Source organism: Parasedimentitalea nitratireducens, from assembly GCF_057444295.1.
This window is the reverse complement of the sequence record NZ_JBYAXC010000003.1, coordinates 304,593-320,541: the sequence shown is the minus strand read 5'-3', so window position 1 is coordinate 320,541 and position 15,949 is coordinate 304,593. Positions and strand designations below refer to the sequence as shown.

At 56.2% G+C, this 15,949-nt stretch carries 10 protein-coding genes; 5 read left to right on the top strand and 5 right to left on the bottom strand.

Annotation, left to right across the window (positions count from 1 at the left end):
* Nucleotides 1–52 precede the first annotated feature (52 nt).
* The 3 genes from AC2T28_RS12200 to pepN all read right to left on the bottom strand — a co-directional run bounded on the left by AC2T28_RS12200 (nucleotide 53) and on the right by pepN (nucleotide 3,672).
* Nucleotides 53–487, bottom strand: a complete 435-nt coding sequence (locus tag AC2T28_RS12200; protein WP_486749268.1) for a hypothetical protein — start codon at nucleotides 485–487, stop codon at nucleotides 53–55.
* 36 nt (nucleotides 488–523) lie between these two features.
* A complete protein-coding gene (locus tag AC2T28_RS12195) occupies nucleotides 524–1,054 on the bottom strand; it encodes a hypothetical protein (protein WP_486749267.1) in 531 nt (176 codons plus the stop codon).
* A 65-nt stretch (nucleotides 1,055–1,119) separates the two neighbouring features.
* On the bottom strand, nucleotides 1,120–3,672 hold the full coding sequence (pepN, locus tag AC2T28_RS12190) for an aminopeptidase N (RefSeq protein ID WP_486749266.1): 2,553 nt from the start codon (nucleotides 3,670–3,672) through the stop codon (nucleotides 1,120–1,122).
* 253 nt (nucleotides 3,673–3,925) lie between these two features.
* On the opposite strand from pepN, the gene AC2T28_RS12185 reads away from it, so the two are divergent.
* From AC2T28_RS12185 to AC2T28_RS12170, 4 genes are all read left to right on the top strand, one after another.
* Complete coding sequence (locus AC2T28_RS12185; RefSeq protein WP_486749265.1) at nucleotides 3,926–6,058, top strand: malate synthase G; 2,133 nt, start codon at nucleotides 3,926–3,928, stop codon at nucleotides 6,056–6,058.
* Between the two features lie 91 nt (nucleotides 6,059–6,149).
* Nucleotides 6,150–6,578, top strand: coding sequence for a GlcG/HbpS family heme-binding protein (locus tag AC2T28_RS12180; protein WP_486749264.1), 429 nt, complete (start codon nucleotides 6,150–6,152; stop codon nucleotides 6,576–6,578).
* 176 nt (nucleotides 6,579–6,754) lie between these two features.
* Nucleotides 6,755–9,214, top strand: a complete 2,460-nt coding sequence (locus AC2T28_RS12175) for an ATP-binding protein (protein WP_486749263.1) — start codon at nucleotides 6,755–6,757, stop codon at nucleotides 9,212–9,214.
* A gap of 153 nt (nucleotides 9,215–9,367) precedes the next feature.
* Complete coding sequence (locus AC2T28_RS12170) at nucleotides 9,368–10,147, top strand: gamma-glutamyl-gamma-aminobutyrate hydrolase family protein (protein WP_486749262.1); 780 nt, start codon at nucleotides 9,368–9,370, stop codon at nucleotides 10,145–10,147.
* 39 nt (nucleotides 10,148–10,186) lie between these two features.
* On the opposite strand, the gene AC2T28_RS12165 is transcribed toward AC2T28_RS12170, so the two are convergent.
* Nucleotides 10,187–12,385, bottom strand: a complete 2,199-nt coding sequence (locus tag AC2T28_RS12165) for an adenylate/guanylate cyclase domain-containing protein (protein ID WP_486749261.1) — start codon at nucleotides 12,383–12,385, stop codon at nucleotides 10,187–10,189.
* Between the two features lie 256 nt (nucleotides 12,386–12,641).
* Here AC2T28_RS12165 and AC2T28_RS12160 point away from each other — a divergent pair, with 256 nt between their 5' ends.
* Nucleotides 12,642–13,676 carry a fatty acid desaturase gene (locus AC2T28_RS12160; protein WP_486749260.1) on the top strand — a complete coding sequence of 345 codons (1,035 nt, stop codon included), beginning with the start codon at nucleotides 12,642–12,644 and terminating at the stop codon, nucleotides 13,674–13,676.
* Between the two features lie 64 nt (nucleotides 13,677–13,740).
* On the opposite strand, the gene AC2T28_RS12155 is transcribed toward AC2T28_RS12160, so the two are convergent.
* Nucleotides 13,741–15,810 carry a Hint domain-containing protein gene (locus tag AC2T28_RS12155; protein ID WP_486749259.1) on the bottom strand — a complete coding sequence of 690 codons (2,070 nt, stop codon included), beginning with the start codon at nucleotides 15,808–15,810 and terminating at the stop codon, nucleotides 13,741–13,743.
* Nucleotides 15,811–15,949 lie beyond the last annotated feature (139 nt).

Genomic DNA, 15,949 nt, shown 5'->3' with positions numbered 1-15,949 from the left:
GAATTAGGGTATTCGCGTGACCATGTGCGGGCTGGTTTATGACCGCGATGGTCTAGAAAATGCGAAAGTGGTGGCGCTGCGTATTCAGACCCTGAGCCCGTAGTGCGGTCTCAAACTGCTGGTGTGGCGGCAGAACCTGTGGGGGCAGACGTCGTTTGCTGCCATCCCGCAGAACAAAGGTAATCCGAACTGAAAAGTCCCAGCGGGTATCGAACCGGACATAGTCTATCTGATCCAGCGCCACGCTGTCCGCAAGCTGCCCGCTACGCCAGGTGATCTGGTTGGCGTCTAGCGTCAGATCCGAGCGGGTGTTGCGCCATAGATCCCAAAGGGCAGGCAAGGTGGGCAGCGCCAGAAACGCGACGACCCACCAACTTGCCTGCAACACAATGACAGCACACAACAAAGTCACATAGATCCCTACCAACACCACACAGAGCCTTACTGTGCGTGCTTGTCTGGTGAAGTGGCTGGGGACTTTGGTCAAGGATACGCTATGCTGTAACGGTGTCGGGGAGGGGGCTTATCGCCCGGTAATCTTAAAAGCGATGCGAAGATCTTCCAGCGCTTCTTTTTGGCGTTGACTTAGTCCAGATGGCGGTAGGCTGCCTTTGATCACCTCCATCAGTGGTGGAAACATTTCCGCACTGCCAAGTTTATAGGTCTTGCGGGCCAGTCGGGACACAGCAGTATCTGCTCCGCCACATTGCGAAATGAGCCAGCGGCCCAGAACCAGTGCCTCTTCGGCCGTGGGGCGATCCATGTGCAGCTGTTTTTGCAACTGAAAACTCAAGTCGTCTCGTTGGTCCTGTGTGGGTAATCCATCCAGTTCTTGAAACGCCATGGTGAGAGCGGCGATGGCGAGATTGGCATCATCGATGTCTTCGACCGGATGCACGTTAGTCCGGCGGCGAAAGCCAAAGCGGCGGGCGGCCAGCCGTACGTCGTTGGCCATATCGACAATGTCCCCGGCCATATGGGCGGCGTTCCGGGCACGGTTCACAAAGAAATAGGCCGCGACGATGGCGCCGACGACGGCAATTAGGAAGGGCAAGGCAAGAACTCCAAGTATGAGATGCGTAAAATGCCCTTCCAGATGATCTTAGTTTGTCGTGTTTATCAACCGTTTAGAATGCGGGTGATCATCTCGTTGGTGTCACGGCTGAGGTTTTCGGTGGCCAAAATACGCTCTAGCTGGGTGCGGATTAGATCCTGACGCGGCTGGTCATAGCGCTTCCAGGTCTGATAGGCGGCACACATCCGCGCCGTTGTTTGCGGGTTGAGCGCATCCAGGGCGATCAGGTTGTCGGTCAGCAGGGTGTAACCCGCGCCGCCTTCATAGTGGAACCCGGCCTGGTTCATCGCCAGCGCTCCCATCACCGCGCGGAAGCGGTTGGGATTCTTCATATCGAACAGGGGATGCTTGGTGAGATCTGCAGCAACAGATGCGGCCTTGGCGGGGGCGGCACAGCCAACCTGAAGGCCGAACCATTTGTCCATCACCAGACGGTCACCCTGCCACTGGTCAAAGAAGGCCTTTGACTGCGCGCCGCCATTTTCGGCCTTGAGCAGGCAGGCCAGTGCTGCGTTCTGCTGGGTCATGTTGTCGGCGGCTTCAAACTGACGAGCAGCGGCTTCGCCACCGTCTAGACGGGTGAGCAAAGACAGGATGCGCGCATTCAGGTCGCGTTTGCCTGCACTGTCTGCATCGGGGCTATAGGCACCCTGCACGGTGGTATCGGCGTAAAGGCGGGGTAGGCTGTCGGTCAGCGCCTCGGCCAGGGTCTGGGCAAAGGTTTCAGCCGCGTCATAGATGGCCTGCGGATCGGGCGTGTGACCGCGTTCAAACAGGGTTTGCGCCAGATCCGACTGACTTGGCGGCGACAGCACCAGCGCGCGGAAAGCTGGATCAAGGCTGTCATCTCGGACCAGCTTGGTCAGCGCATCCAGATAGTCGGCGTCAGGGGCAGCACCGTCCAGCACCATGGCGATGCGGCTTTCCTTGGCTAGTGTGTTGCCTGCCTCCCACCGGTTAAACGAGTCGCTGTCATGTGCCAGCAGGAAAGCGCGCTCGGCGTTAGTGGTGTCGCGTTCCAGGATCACCGGGGCGGAAAACTCGCGAAGGATCGATGGAACCGGCTTGGCGGACAGACCGTCAAAGGTGAAGCTCTGCTTGGCCTCGGTCAGCTCCAGCACCTCGGTGCCGCGCACTTCGTCTCCGTTCTGGCCCAGTAGCCCCACGGCGACCGGTATCACTCGTGGGTCCTTGTCTGGCTGCCCGGGGGTAGGGGGCGTCGATTGTTCCAGCGTCAGAGTATAGGTGCCGTCGGCATAGTCATCTGTCACCTTGATGCGCGGGGTACCTGCCTGGCTGTACCACTTACTAAACTGGCTCAGGTCACGGCCTGTGGCGTCTTCGAACACCTTGAGCCAGTCCTCAATCGTGCAGGCCTGACCGTCGTGGCGCTCAAAATACAACGCCACAGCCTTGGCATAGTTGTCATCGCCCACCAGACGCTTCAGCATGCCAATCACCTCGGCGCCTTTTTCATAGATGGTCGAGGTGTAGAAGTTGTTGATTTCCTGGAAGCTTTCCGGGCGAACCTGGTGCGCCAATGGGCCGTTGTCTTCGGCAAATTGGCGACCGCGCAGGTCGATTACGTCGGTGATGCGTTTCACCGAAGCCGAGCGCATGTCGGAAGTGAACTGAGCGTCGCGGAAGACGGTCAGGCCCTCTTTCAGGCAGAGCTGGAACCAGTCACGACAGGTGATGCGGTTGCCGGTCCAGTTGTGGAAATACTCATGCGCAATGATCGCCTCAATCCGTTCGAAATTGGCATCTGTGCTGGTTTCCGGCGAGGCAAGCACACAGGAGGAGTTGAAGATGTTCAGCCCCTTATTTTCCATCGCGCCCATGTTGAAGTCATCCACCGCGACGATGTTGAAGATGTCGAGGTCATACTCCAGACCATAAACATCCTCGTCCCATTTCATCGACTTGATCAATGCCTCCATACCAAAGGCGCATTTGTCTTCGTCACCGGGACGGACCCAGATATTCAGCTCGACATCCTTGCCGGACTTGGTGGTGAAACGGTCGGGATGGTTGATCAGATCACCAGCCACCAGCGCAAACAGGTAGGCGGGTTTTGGCCAAGGGTCGTGCCATTCAGCCCAGCCTTCGCCCGCACCGGTGGGGTTGCCGTTGGACAGTTTGACTTTTTCGTCGCCCTCAACCCGCACGGTAAAGGTGCTCATCACGTCGGGGCGATCTGGGTAATAGGTGATCTTGCGGAACCCCTCGGCCTCGCACTGGGTGCAATACATGCCGTTCGACATATAAAGCCCTTCGAGTGCGGTGTTGCCTTCGGGGTTGATCTCGACCTCGGCCTCCCAAACAAAGGGCTCGGCTGGGGTGTCGCAGGTCAGCCCCTGCGGAGTAAGCTCAGGTGAGACCGGCTCGCCGTTGATTTTGGCGTCGATCAGCTTCAGCTCTTCGCCATGTAGAAAGAAGGTTTTGTCTTTGGTATCAGCGTTGGGTGTGAACTCAATGCGGCTGACAACCCGTGTGGTTTTGGCAGCAAGGTGAAAGGTAAGATGAACCGAGTCCACCTGATAGCCAAAAGGTGTATAATCCTTGAGGTAGATCGTCTGGGGGGCAGCTTCGGCCATGTCACTCTCCTGTATCTTACTTTGCCATTGGTTTAGAGCAAGAACGCGCAACTGCAAGGGGTAGGTTAGAGGTGTTACAATCTGACTGGCAGATCTAACTTGGGTAGACGCGTATGGATTTTGTAAGCCCACTTTGTATTTTCTGGATTTCCAAGAGACTGACTTCGGCTTTTGCAAAAGATGCGTTTGTTGCTGATTAACACTGAATGGACTAGGTAGGCGCGGCATACGATCGTGTACCGGTGGAGGAAAAATGACAATTCGGGTTGAAAAAAATGGGTTGCAGGTGGCAGCTGAATACGCAGATTTTGTTGAGAAATCAGCACTTCCCGGAACCGGTGTTACGGCAGATGCCTTTTGGCAGGGATTGAGCCAGTTGATCCATGACTTTGGCCCCGAGAACCGGGACCTGTTGGCCAAGCGGGCGGAGATTCAGGGGCAGATTGATGGATGGCATATTGAACATCGTGGCCAGCCGCATGACGCAGTCGCCTATCGCGCGGTTTTGCGTGAGATCGGCTATTTGCTGCCCGAAGGTGACGACTTCGAGATTGAAACCCAGAATGTGGACCCCGAGATTGCCCATGTGCCCGGTCCGCAGCTGGTGGTGCCGATCACCAATGGCCGCTTTGCGCTGAACGCCGCAAATGCACGTTGGGGGTCTTTGTATGATGCGCTCTATGGCACCGATGCCATGGGCGATCTGCCGCTGAACAAGGGCTATGATGCTGACCGTGGTGCGCGCGTGATCGCTTGGGGCCGGGATATGCTGGACAAGGTGTTCCCGCTGGCTTCAGGTTCTTGGAGTGATGTTGCCAGGCTCTCTGTCCAAGATGGGGTTTTGTCGGTCAGCCTGCGCGATGAGGCACAGTTTGCCGGTTTTGTCGGTGAGACGGCAGCGCCATCACGCATCTTGCTGAAGAACAATGGGCTGCATGTCATTCTGGAAATTGATGCGACTGGCAACATTGGTCAGTCGGATCAGGCGGGGATCAACGACATCACCCTAGAATCGGCGCTGTCGACGATCATGGATTGCGAGGACAGCGTCGCCGCAGTGGACGCCGAGGACAAGGTGCTGGCCTATGGCAACTGGCTGGGTCTGATGAAGCGCGATCTGGCGGTTGAGGTCAAAAAGGGTGGAAGCAGCTTTACCCGCAAGCTGAATGCGGATGTTGAATATACTTCACCAAGCGGTGATGCGGCCTCGCTAAAGGGGCGATCCTTGATGCTGGTGCGCAATGTTGGGCATCTGATGAGTAACCCAGCGGTGCTGGACCGTGACGGGCTGGAAGCAGGCGAAGGCTTGCTGGACGCCATGACCACGGTGTTGATTTCGATGCATGATCTGCAATCCGATGGCGGCAATTCGCTGCATGGTTCGGTCTATGTGGTGAAGCCCAAGATGCATGGCCCCGAGGAAGTAGGCTTTGCCTGCCGGATTTTCGATCACGTCGAAGAGGCGCTGGGCCTGCCGCACCATACGGTCAAGCTGGGCATCATGGACGAAGAGCGCCGCACCAGTGCCAACCTGAAGGAATGTATCCGGGCGGCGCGGCACCGGGTAGCATTCATCAACACCGGTTTCCTGGATCGCACTGGGGATGAGATTTACACCGCAATGGAAGCGGGGCCGATGGTGCGCAAAGGTGAGATGAAATCTCACCCCTGGATCGCTGCCTATGAGGACCGCAACGTTGATATCGGTCTGGCCTGTGGCCTGAAGGGCAAGGCGCAGATTGGCAAGGGCATGTGGGCGATGCCGGATTTGATGGCGGCGATGCTGGAGGCCAAGATCGGTCATCCAAAATCGGGCGCAACCTGTGCCTGGGTGCCGTCTCCGACTGCCGCCACACTGCACGCAACGCATTACCATCAAGTCGATGTGCATGGCATTCAGGATGAGTTGAAGGCGGGTGGGCCCCGTGGCGCGCTGGCGGATCTGTTGACCATTCCGGTGATGAGCGGCGAGAACCTGTCGGATACCGAGATCACCCGTGAGATTGAGAACAACGCGCAGGGTATCCTTGGGTACGTTGTGCGCTGGGTCGATCAGGGAGTTGGTTGTTCCAAGGTGCCGGACATCAATGATGTGGGCCTGATGGAAGACCGTGCCACTTGTCGGATCTCTAGCCAGGCACTGGCCAATTGGTTGCACCATGATTTTGTCGACGCGGCACAGGTTATGGCCGCCATGCGGAAAATGGCGGCTGTGGTGGATGGCCAGAATGCAGGCGATCCGGACTACAAGCCGATGGCACCCGGCTTTGACGGCGTTGCGTTTCAGGCGGCCTGCGATCTGGTGTTCAAGGGGCGGGTACAGCCATCTGGCTATACCGAGCCCGTCCTGCACGCGCGCCGGTTAGAGCTTAAGGCGGCGGGCTGAAGCAGTTTCTTGATTTTCAGGGGTAGCAAAGGGGGCCGGTTGGCTCCCTTTTTGTTTGTGCTGTTTGATCCAGAAGAAGTCAGGAAAACACATGTCGGATATATCATTGCAGGACGCGCGTACTCTAATTCGCAAAACCTTGGAACAGGGGCGGGCACTGGAGCTGAACCCCTTGTCGGTTGTGGTGCTGGACCGTGGCGGCCACGTGCAGGCGTTTGAGCGCGAGGACGGGGCTGCACCCGGGCGCTTTGCGATTGCCCATGGCAAGGCCTATGGCGCGGTGATGCTGGGGATGGCCGGACAGGCGCAGATGGCGCGGGCTGAGCAACAGCCTTATTTTATGGCCGCCGTGAATGGCGTTTATGGCGGGCAGGTGGTGCCGGTGCCCGGTGGTGTGCTGCTGCGGGATGATAAGGATGACGTGATAGGTGCAGTTGGTGTTACCGGTGACAGCTCGGACAATGATGTTTTGGCCGCACTGGCGGGTATCAAAGCTGTTGGGTTGAAGGGGGAGGCATAGAGCGAGCTGTAACGCTGTACTTAGTTGCTGCAACAGATCCAAGGTCTGACATCTAGATCTGACAAAAGCTACATCGTGGATGTTCACCAGCGAGCGCACGCGAAGGGGCAACTGGTAATTCACTCACAACGCGGCGCGAATTCTGCTAGGATCGGTCTATCTAATTGCGTGTGAAAATGACGGATGCGATCCGAATGGCAAGCGCAAGACCTTTGTTGATATCGGTATTGGCCGGGGTGGCTATGTTGGCCAGCACCTGGATGGTGAGCCTGCTTGTCCATGATCAGGCTCATCGAGAGGCCGTTGCGGTTGCAACGGCACGCGCTCAAACCGTTGCTGCGCATCTGGAAAGCTCACTGCACGAACGGTTGGAGTTAACGCATGGATTGTCGGCTTTTGTTCGGAGCAGGTGGGATTTCACGCAGAAAGATTTTGAAACCTACGCCGAGGCTTTGCAGGACGGCTATCCCGAGATACGCAGTTTGCAATTGGCCCCCGATGCGGTTGTGACCTACTTGACCAACCTTGAGCAAAACCGGGCCGCATTGGGACATGATTTGCTGGCAGATCCCAATCGGAGCCATTTGGTCGAAGAAGCAATCAAAAAACGCCGATATATCATAGCTGGTCCGTTGAACCTCATTCAGGGGGGACAGGCCGTGATCGCGAGATTACCGATTTACCGCCCAAATGTTGAGACACCCAATGAGCGTTTTTGGGGGTTTGCAACCGTGCTATTGGATCCCACCCCAATTATCAAAAACAGTGGTCTTTTAGAAGGTGCCGAGTTTTATCGGTTTTCCTTGCGCGGCAAAGATGGTCTTGGCTTGAGCGGGGGAATGATCGCCGGAGATGCAGGCGATTTTTTGAATGCGGAATTTACAGTACCGGTAACCTTGCCAGTTGGGACATGGGTCATTGCAGGTAGTCGGCGAGAAGATGAAACACTTCATGATCACCAATTGGAAATTCTGATCTGGCTGGTTGGAATTGTGGTTTCCGGTGTTGTGTCCTTCTCTCTTTATGGTCGGCTGCGGTTGCCTGAAGAATTGCGCAGACAGGTGGCTGTGGCTTTACGCACTGCCGAGGCCGAGCGTGAAGAGTCACAAAAGAACGAAATTGACAGGATCAATGCCGAACTGGAAAACGAGGCCAAGTCAGCGTTCCTTGCCAACATGAGTCATGAAATCCGAACACCTATGAATGGGGTGATCGGGATGCTGGATGTGTTGAAGACCACTATGTTGCAAGGTGACCAGGAACGCATGGTGGGTACAATTCAACGATCTGCCTTTAGCTTGCTGCGAATTCTTGACGATATTCTTGATGTGTCAAAGCTTGAAACCGGAAAGCTGTCAATTCATGAGGAGCCGGTACAGCTGTGTGCGGTGTTTGAGGAGGTGCTGAATACGCTTGGAGCCATTGCGAGGGAGGCTAAGGTCGAGTTGGAGTTCGACTGGCCGCCGCAGCATGTGGGGCGCTGGGTTATGGTCGATGGTTTGCGCCTTAAACAGATTTTGGTCAATCTCGTTGGTAATGCGATTAAGTTCAGTAGCGACCCGCAAAAATCGGTGGTGGGGAAGGTCAGCGTTTCATTGGACAAGATGACGGATGGCCGGACACGTTTTGTGGTCAGCGATAATGGGATTGGCATCGAAGTTGAGAAAAAAAACGCTTTATTTGATCGGTTTACGCAGGCGGATGAAACAACGACACGCCGATTTGGCGGTACTGGTTTGGGACTGTCCATCACCCGAGAGCTGATTGAACTGATGGGTGGTTCGATTGACGTGGAAAGCAACGCGGGGTTGGGGAGCAGCTTTGAAGTGATCCTGCCTCTGACCGAGGTTAAGGAAGCAGAACAGGGGCCTGAACTACGTTCCTTGCGGGTCATGGTGCTGGGCAATTTGTCCAGTCCATTGGTCAAAAGAGCTGAGGAGCTATTGCAGGGGGCTGGAGGCCGTGTGGAATTAGAAACGGACGCGGATGAAACGACCAAGTTCGATCCGGAGTTGGGGCTGATCGTTGATTTTCGCGGACAAGAAAAGTCGACGTCTGACCTGCAGTTCATTGTGCCAACTGTACCGGTAATAGCGATTTTTCCAGGCGGGTACGAAGTTCCCAAGCGGCTGAGAAGCGAGAAGCAGTTTACATTTTTGACCGGCCCGTTCCTACCTGTGGAGTTCTTGCAATCTGTTGCCAAGATGGTCGTGCCTGCCGACGTGAAAACTCAGAGGACTAAGGTTGCTGCGTCCAGCGCGAACCGCATAGCAAAAGTATTGTTAGTCGAGGACAACGAGATCAATCGCGAGGTGCTGAGTGCGCAGCTGACCCGAATGGGGCATTGGGTGGAAACAGCCAATGACGGTAGCGAAGGCTTCAATAAGTGGCGGGATGGATTGTATGATATCGTGCTGACAGATTGTCAGATGCCAGTCATGGACGGGTATGAAATGGCGAAACTGATCCGGCGTGAAGAGCTGCAACATGAACTGAAGGCCACAACCATTATTGCGATCACTGCGAATGCGCTCAAGTCGGAAGCGTTCAAATGCCGTGAGGCAGGGATGGATGATCATTTGACCAAACCGGTGACCAGCGCCGACTTGGTCGAGAAGATCCGTGAGTATTGTTGATATCCATACCAGCATTCGTATTCGCATCAAATTCAATTGGGGACTGGGGCGCGGCGCGTTTGGGTCGTAAGATATTTCCGCCAGATGCTGACTAATGCTTGTCAGGTAATTCGAGCGGGTGATAGATCTGGATTGAAAATAAAAGGTTATGGCATGACACGTCCCCGCGTTGGTATCATTGGCAACTCTTACCTGATCAATGATCAGTACCCCGCCCACGCTGGGGGAACGATGAATTCCGAGGCTGTCGCCGAGGTTGCCGGGTGCATGCCGCTTTTGATCCCATCAGATCCCCGGTTTTTGTCTGTTGAAGAGTTGTTGGAAACCTTTGATGGTTTTCTGCTGACGGGGGGGCGCCCCAATGTGCATCCGCAAGAGTATGGCGAGGCCGAGACCGAAGCGCATGGGGCATTTGATCGGGCCCGCGATGCCATAGCGTTGCCGCTGGTCCGGGCCTGTGTCGAACGCGGGTTGCCGTTTCTGGGCATCTGCCGGGGCTTTCAAGAGGTCAATGTGGCGATGGGGGGCACGCTGTACCCTGAAATTCGCGATCTGCCGGGGCGAATGAACCACCGGATGCCGCCGGACGGCACGCTGGAAGAGAAGTTTGCTCTGCGACATGTGGTCGAAATGTCTGATGGCGGCGTGTTTCACCAACTTCTGGGTGCACGTGAAGTAATGACCAATACGTTGCACGGGCAGGGGATCAAGACCCCGGGCGCACGTATCGTTATTGACGGCTATGCTCCGGATGGCACGCCCGAGGCGACATATGTCAAAGATGCGCCGGGGTTCACGCTGGCGGTGCAATGGCATCCGGAATGGGATGCGGCCAATGACCCGGTGTCACGCCCGCTGTTTCAGGCGTTTGGCAAAGCTGTGTATGACTGGGCGTCTGGGGAACGGCCGCAAGAGGCGTTGAGAACAGCGTAGCTCACGCTGCAAAAATGCGGTGAGAGGTTGGAGTAGAAGCTATTCGCTACCAGAGATCGCAACGATTGCTTTTTGCGCCTTTCGGCCCACAATGGGTACTTCTTTCAGCGCGGCTAATGCTGGCAGGGCGCTTTCGGCGGCAGTGCCAATTTTCCCTAGCGATACCGCAGCTTGGCCCTGGACAGCTTTGCTTTCGTCCGACAAGGCTGTGATCAGTAGTGGGACTGTGTCCGCCGCATCAAGGCCGGAAATTCCCAATATCAACGCAGCACCTACACGTTTTGCAGTCTCTCCAGTTTGCAAGCGGCCTAGCAAATATTCGATCGGCTTGTCCGGAGGAAGCGCCGCGAGGTGAAGACCCTCGATGACGCTGGCGACCATTTCGGGCCTTTGCTCCCATTCAAACGGGAAATGATAAATATAGGCGATTGCCCCCAGCTCGGCTTGGTCAGCCTCAGGGGCCGCCAATTTCAGAGCGGCATGAGCCTCGTCGAAGCGCTGTAAGTGGGCATAGGTCGCCGCGGCGATGATTGCCAAGGCCTCGGCCTTGGGGTCGCGCTCCAGTGCTGCCTCCAGAACCATTGCGGTTTGTTCCAGATCTCCCATAGAATAGTGGGCCATCGCTTGGGCGAAAACATAATAGCTGGGATAGGTTGGGTTCAGCCGCATGGCCCGATCGATCAATTCCAACCCAAGCTCGGGCTGACCGGTGGTGACCATAGACCAGGCCATCGCGATATAGGCTTCGGGGTCGTTGGGATCCTGTGTGATCGCGCGGGTCGCATCGATTTTGGCGATCTCATAGCGGTTGTTGTATAGATTAACGCCGGATGCAGCCACATTAGCCAGGGAAGAGGGGCGTTCCGTGGTCTCGGCGAGTGACCGTATCGCATAGGCATTGGCCTCGCCGACGCTGAGGCCCAGCGGTTCATTCCAGCGTAGTTGGCAACCACGCAGGTAGGCCAAACTAAGGGCTGCATGAGCACGGCCATAGTCTGGGTCGATTTCCAGTGCCTGTTTGAACCGCTCAACTGCGCTGGCGTTGTCTTCTGCGGAATATTCCAGAAAGTCCTCCCAGCCGCTTTGGAACACTTCTCGGGCCTTGAGATCAGAAGTTTGGCCCAGGGCGATTTCCTGCTGTTCTTCTTCGGTCAGGTTGATGGCCAGAGCCTTGGCGATTTTGCGGATGAAGCTATCCTGAACTTCAAAAATATCGGTGACATCACCATCATAGCGATCGGCCCAGACATGGCCGCCAGTGGTGGCGTCGATCAGCTGCGCGTTGACGCGGACCTGATCACCAGATCGCCTTGCGCTGCCTTCGAGAACGTATTGCACGCCGAGTTCTTTGGCTACTGAGGGAATATTGACGGATTGGCCCTTGTACACAAATGTAGAATTGCGGGCGACGACGAACAAGCCTGAGATCCGTGACAGATCTGTAATAAGATCCTCGGTCAGGCCGTCTGAGAAACCGTCTTGCGCAGGGTCGTTAGATAGGTTGGCAAAGGGGAGCACGGCTAGGGAGGGCTTGTCTGGCAGAGGCAGTGCCACATGTTCTGCCGAGGCAGGTGCTGGGCCAGAGGTAGGGAATTGCCACCAGCCAAGGCTTGTGAGGCCGACCAATGCAATTGCCAAGCACGCGGCGATCTGCCAGCGCTTTGTAGAGGCCGCGGGCAGAGACTGGCTATCCACTGGAAGCGCTGCCACGACGGCAGCTAAGTGATTCATTTCAATCCGGGCAGCCCGAATTGGTTTTTCGATGTTCTTGACCTGAACCGCCCCCAGATCATCAAAGTCGAGTGTGAACTTGCCCCGGATTTGATCCCGTACCGATTGGTGGATGCAGATGCCTCCGGGTTCTGCCAGGCCTTCAAGACGGGCGGCGATATTTACACCATCACCAAGCAGATCGTCGCCATCCGCAATGACATCCCCGATGTTAATTCCGATACGGTAGCTGAGGGGCGGGTGATCCGCCTGTTGATCCTGAGCCAGGCCCAATGCGTGTTGCATGCAGATCGCAAAATGCACCGCCTCAACCGCGCTGGTGAACTCCATGAACCCGCCATCTCCCATGACTTTGATCAGGCGGCCCTGGTGGTGCTTGGCGAGGGGGTGGACAATTTGGGTAAAGTTTTGCTTCAGACTGGCAATTGTGGCGGCTTCGTCCTGCCCCATTGCCCGGCTGTAGCCGACAACATCGTAGAATAATATGGCTGCGAGTCGGCGATTCATCGTGCCTCTCCCTGAAACTAACTGTAACAAGAAATGGGGTGAAAATCCATGCGGTCGATGATGGCGTTGAAAAAAGCACACACTTTACAGTTTTTTGAAAACTGCGCCGGGTTGACGCAGTTGTAGACAAATCCGTGCTATGGAGTGACCTTAAGTCAGCAAAGGAACGCCGGAAGGCCCATTTTAGATCAAATTTTACTTGCTATGCAGGCCGGGTAGTTTATCCGGTCCCCAAGCAACAACAAAAAGCAGGCGCATGACTCACACCTCTGAACATTCCCGGACGCAACCCGGCGCGTTGACAGCACGCGAATGGGTAAAAACTTTGGCCAAATACCGTGAGCCGAACCAATGGCGAAGTGTGTTTGAACTGGGTGTTACGTTTGGGCCTTTCCTACTGCTGTGGGCGCTGGCCTGGTGGTCGATGTCGGTTAGCTATTGGCTGACATTTGCGATTTCGTGCGTCAATGCGCTGTTTCTGCTGCGCTTGTTCACCATCCAGCATGATTGCGGCCATGGCTCGTTCTTCAAAAACCGTCATGTCAGCGACTGGGTTGGTCGTGTCATCGGTGTTTTGACCCTGACCCCCTATGATGTTTGGCGCCGGACCCATTCAGCGCATCACAGCGCGGCTGGTAATCTAGGCAAGCGGGGCATGGGCGATATCCACACACTCACCGTTACCGAATACAACGAATTGAATACCTTCAACCGTCTGATGTACCGGGTGTACCGCAATCCGGTTACTCTGTTTGGCTTTGGCCCCAGCTATCTGTTCTTTGTACAGAATCGCGTGCCTCTGGGCCTGATGAACAGCCTTCGCTACTGGGTCAGCGCCATGGGCACCAATATCGCAATTGTCACTGCTTTGCTGGTGATCTGGTATTTTGGTGGCTTCGCAGCGGTGTTCTTGATTTTTGTACCGTCGACTTTGCTGGCTGCAACTGCTGGCATGTGGCTGTTCTATGTCCAGCACCAGTTCGAGGACACCCGTTGGGAGCAGGATGACGACTGGCAACTACACGATGCTGCCCTGCATGGCAGCTCACACTATGTGTTGCCGGCCATGTTGCAGTGGTTTAGCGCCAATATCGGCATTCACCATGTCCATCACCTGTACAGCCGGATCCCGTTTTACCGCCTGACCGAGGTGCTGAAGGATCATTCGGTGCTGGCGGAAAGCAACAAGATGACCATCCGCGAAAGCTTGGCCTGCGCACGGCTGCACCTGTGGGATGAGAACAGTCGTCAACTGCTGTCGTTCTCGCAAGCACGAGTGATGTACGGCTAGAGCTTAAAGCTACATTAGAATTTGCAAAAAACGCCGCAACCCCGATGGGCTGCGGCGTTTTTGTTTAGGCCGCGAGCAGCAGGCCTTCGTGTGACTTGAGACAGAGACGCGCGGTGTCGCCAAACGCGCCTGTGTGGCTGCGCAGTTCCGGGAACAGGGTGAACATTTCATCCCGGCCCTGATCGGTCAGCGCCCCCATGGCCTCGTCACCGGGATAGAAGCTCTCGGTTGGGGCACCATTGGCATAGATCACCTCGTGCTGGTCCAGCATCAGGTGCATATAGGTAACGGCGCCACCTATCCGGCGGGTGACGGCGGGGTTGGACAGCAAATGCTGCGCTGCGACCAGAACCTCATCTGTGCCAAACAGCATTTGCGCGCGCGGGCCGTTCCACAGCATGCGGTGCTGGGGCGACACCAGCAGCGAGGCATTGGCATCTGGCAGCAGGCAGGGGGCGATCTCAATCGGTGCAAACTTGCCCTTGGCCGCGACGGTGCGGCTGCCAACCCAACGCAGGGGCTGCAAGCCATTATCGCGGGTGACGATCAGATCACCAACGGCCAGAGACTCGATCGGGCGCGGGCCATATGCGGTATCGATCAGCGTGCCGGGCGTAAAGCAGATGATGTTTTCAATATTCGAGAAGGTGACAACAGTGCCGTCAAGCAGCTCAACCGTGCCCGCCAGTTCCCCCGGAACATTGGTGGTCAGGCTCAGTGTTGAGCGATCGGCCAGACCGTTCAGATTCAGTGTATCACCGTTGGTTTCGTCGCCTTCACCACCAACAATGGTGATTGTGCCAGATCCAGCTTCGCCGTGGTCGGTCAGGACAAACACATCATCACCGTCGCCGCCTTGGGCTGTGTCGCCCTCGGCTGCGTTCAGAGTATCATTGCCAGCGCCGCCATCCAGAAGGTCACTGCCGCGACCACCGGTGATCAGATCACTGCCGCCTTCTCCGTAAATGCTGTCGTCGCCCGACCCTCCGTTCAGGACATCGTCGCCGGGAGGATTGGCGATGGTGTCAAAGAAGATGTCGCTGACCCAAATCGCCTGAGTGCCGCTGAGCTGGTTTCCATAGATGATTTCGATGCTTGAAACCGGACCGGCGATTTCAACCAGTACCGAGCCAGTTGCGTCTGAGGAGCTTTCTCCGGCACCGCCTGCGGTGACAGTGTTGCCGCTGACCACATCAGTGTTGGAGCCATTGTCGACAACGGACAGGGTGACGGTCACCGGGGTGCCGTTGGCGTCATAGGCGTTGACGGTGACCACGTCGCGGTGATTGCCCGAACCAAAGTCGATGTCGCTGATGCGGAAGACGACGTTTTCGACTTCGTTTGATACATCTGAGCTGCTGTTGGCCGCAAAGTCGATTGTAGTGGCCGAGGTGGCACCATTGCCATTGCCATACAAGTAAAGGGACGAGGTGTCGTTGAGGGTTTCGCTGGGGGCCACGTAAATTGTGTCACTGGTTTCAAGCGAAAATTGCGGGTTGTTGTCACCTGTATTTGTGAAGCTGACCGCGACATCCACTTGTCCGGTGGTCTGGGTAAAGCCTGCGCTGACGTCTTGTTCATCGCTGCCCTGGGCGTCCCAGTTCAAAGACTCGGTGCTCGCGGCGGATCCATCGCCATAGATGACATCGTCGCCACCGCCGGCCCGCACCGTGTCATCGCCCGAACCGCCGTAGACCCAGTCGTCTCCACTGCCGCTGCGGATGTCGTCTGCACCGGCGTAGCCATAAACAAGATCAGCATTGTCAGCCGTGTCGTTAATGCCGTCGCCATCGCCATCGGTATAGCTACCGTCGATGACATCGTCGCCAGAGGTGCCATCCACTTGGTGGTCAGGAACTAGGGAATAGCTGGGCGCACTGACGACATCGGCGCTCGTCAGGACATCGACTTCGCCGTAAGCTGGAATGAAGTACACACTGCCATCTGTGGCAAGGTGGTATTGGCCGGGTTCTACTGTGTCAGTAAAGCTAGAGCCGCCATCGGTACCGGTGAAGATCCATTCTCCAGATCCCAAATCAGTGTCGGTGGTGAACGAGGTCCAAGGGCCGCCGATGATGTCATCGACCCCAAGTGCGTTGTCCGCGCCCAGTGATACCAGATAGCCGCTTGGCATTGCTCTTCCTCAACAGATCTCTGCCGACAAGCGGCATTAGGGATTTGTTAACCTTGTTAGAGGAGGCACATGGCCGAAATTTGTGTTGAAAATGGAGAGTTTAGGGCGGGGTGCCCAAGGGATGCCGCAATTGCTGGGC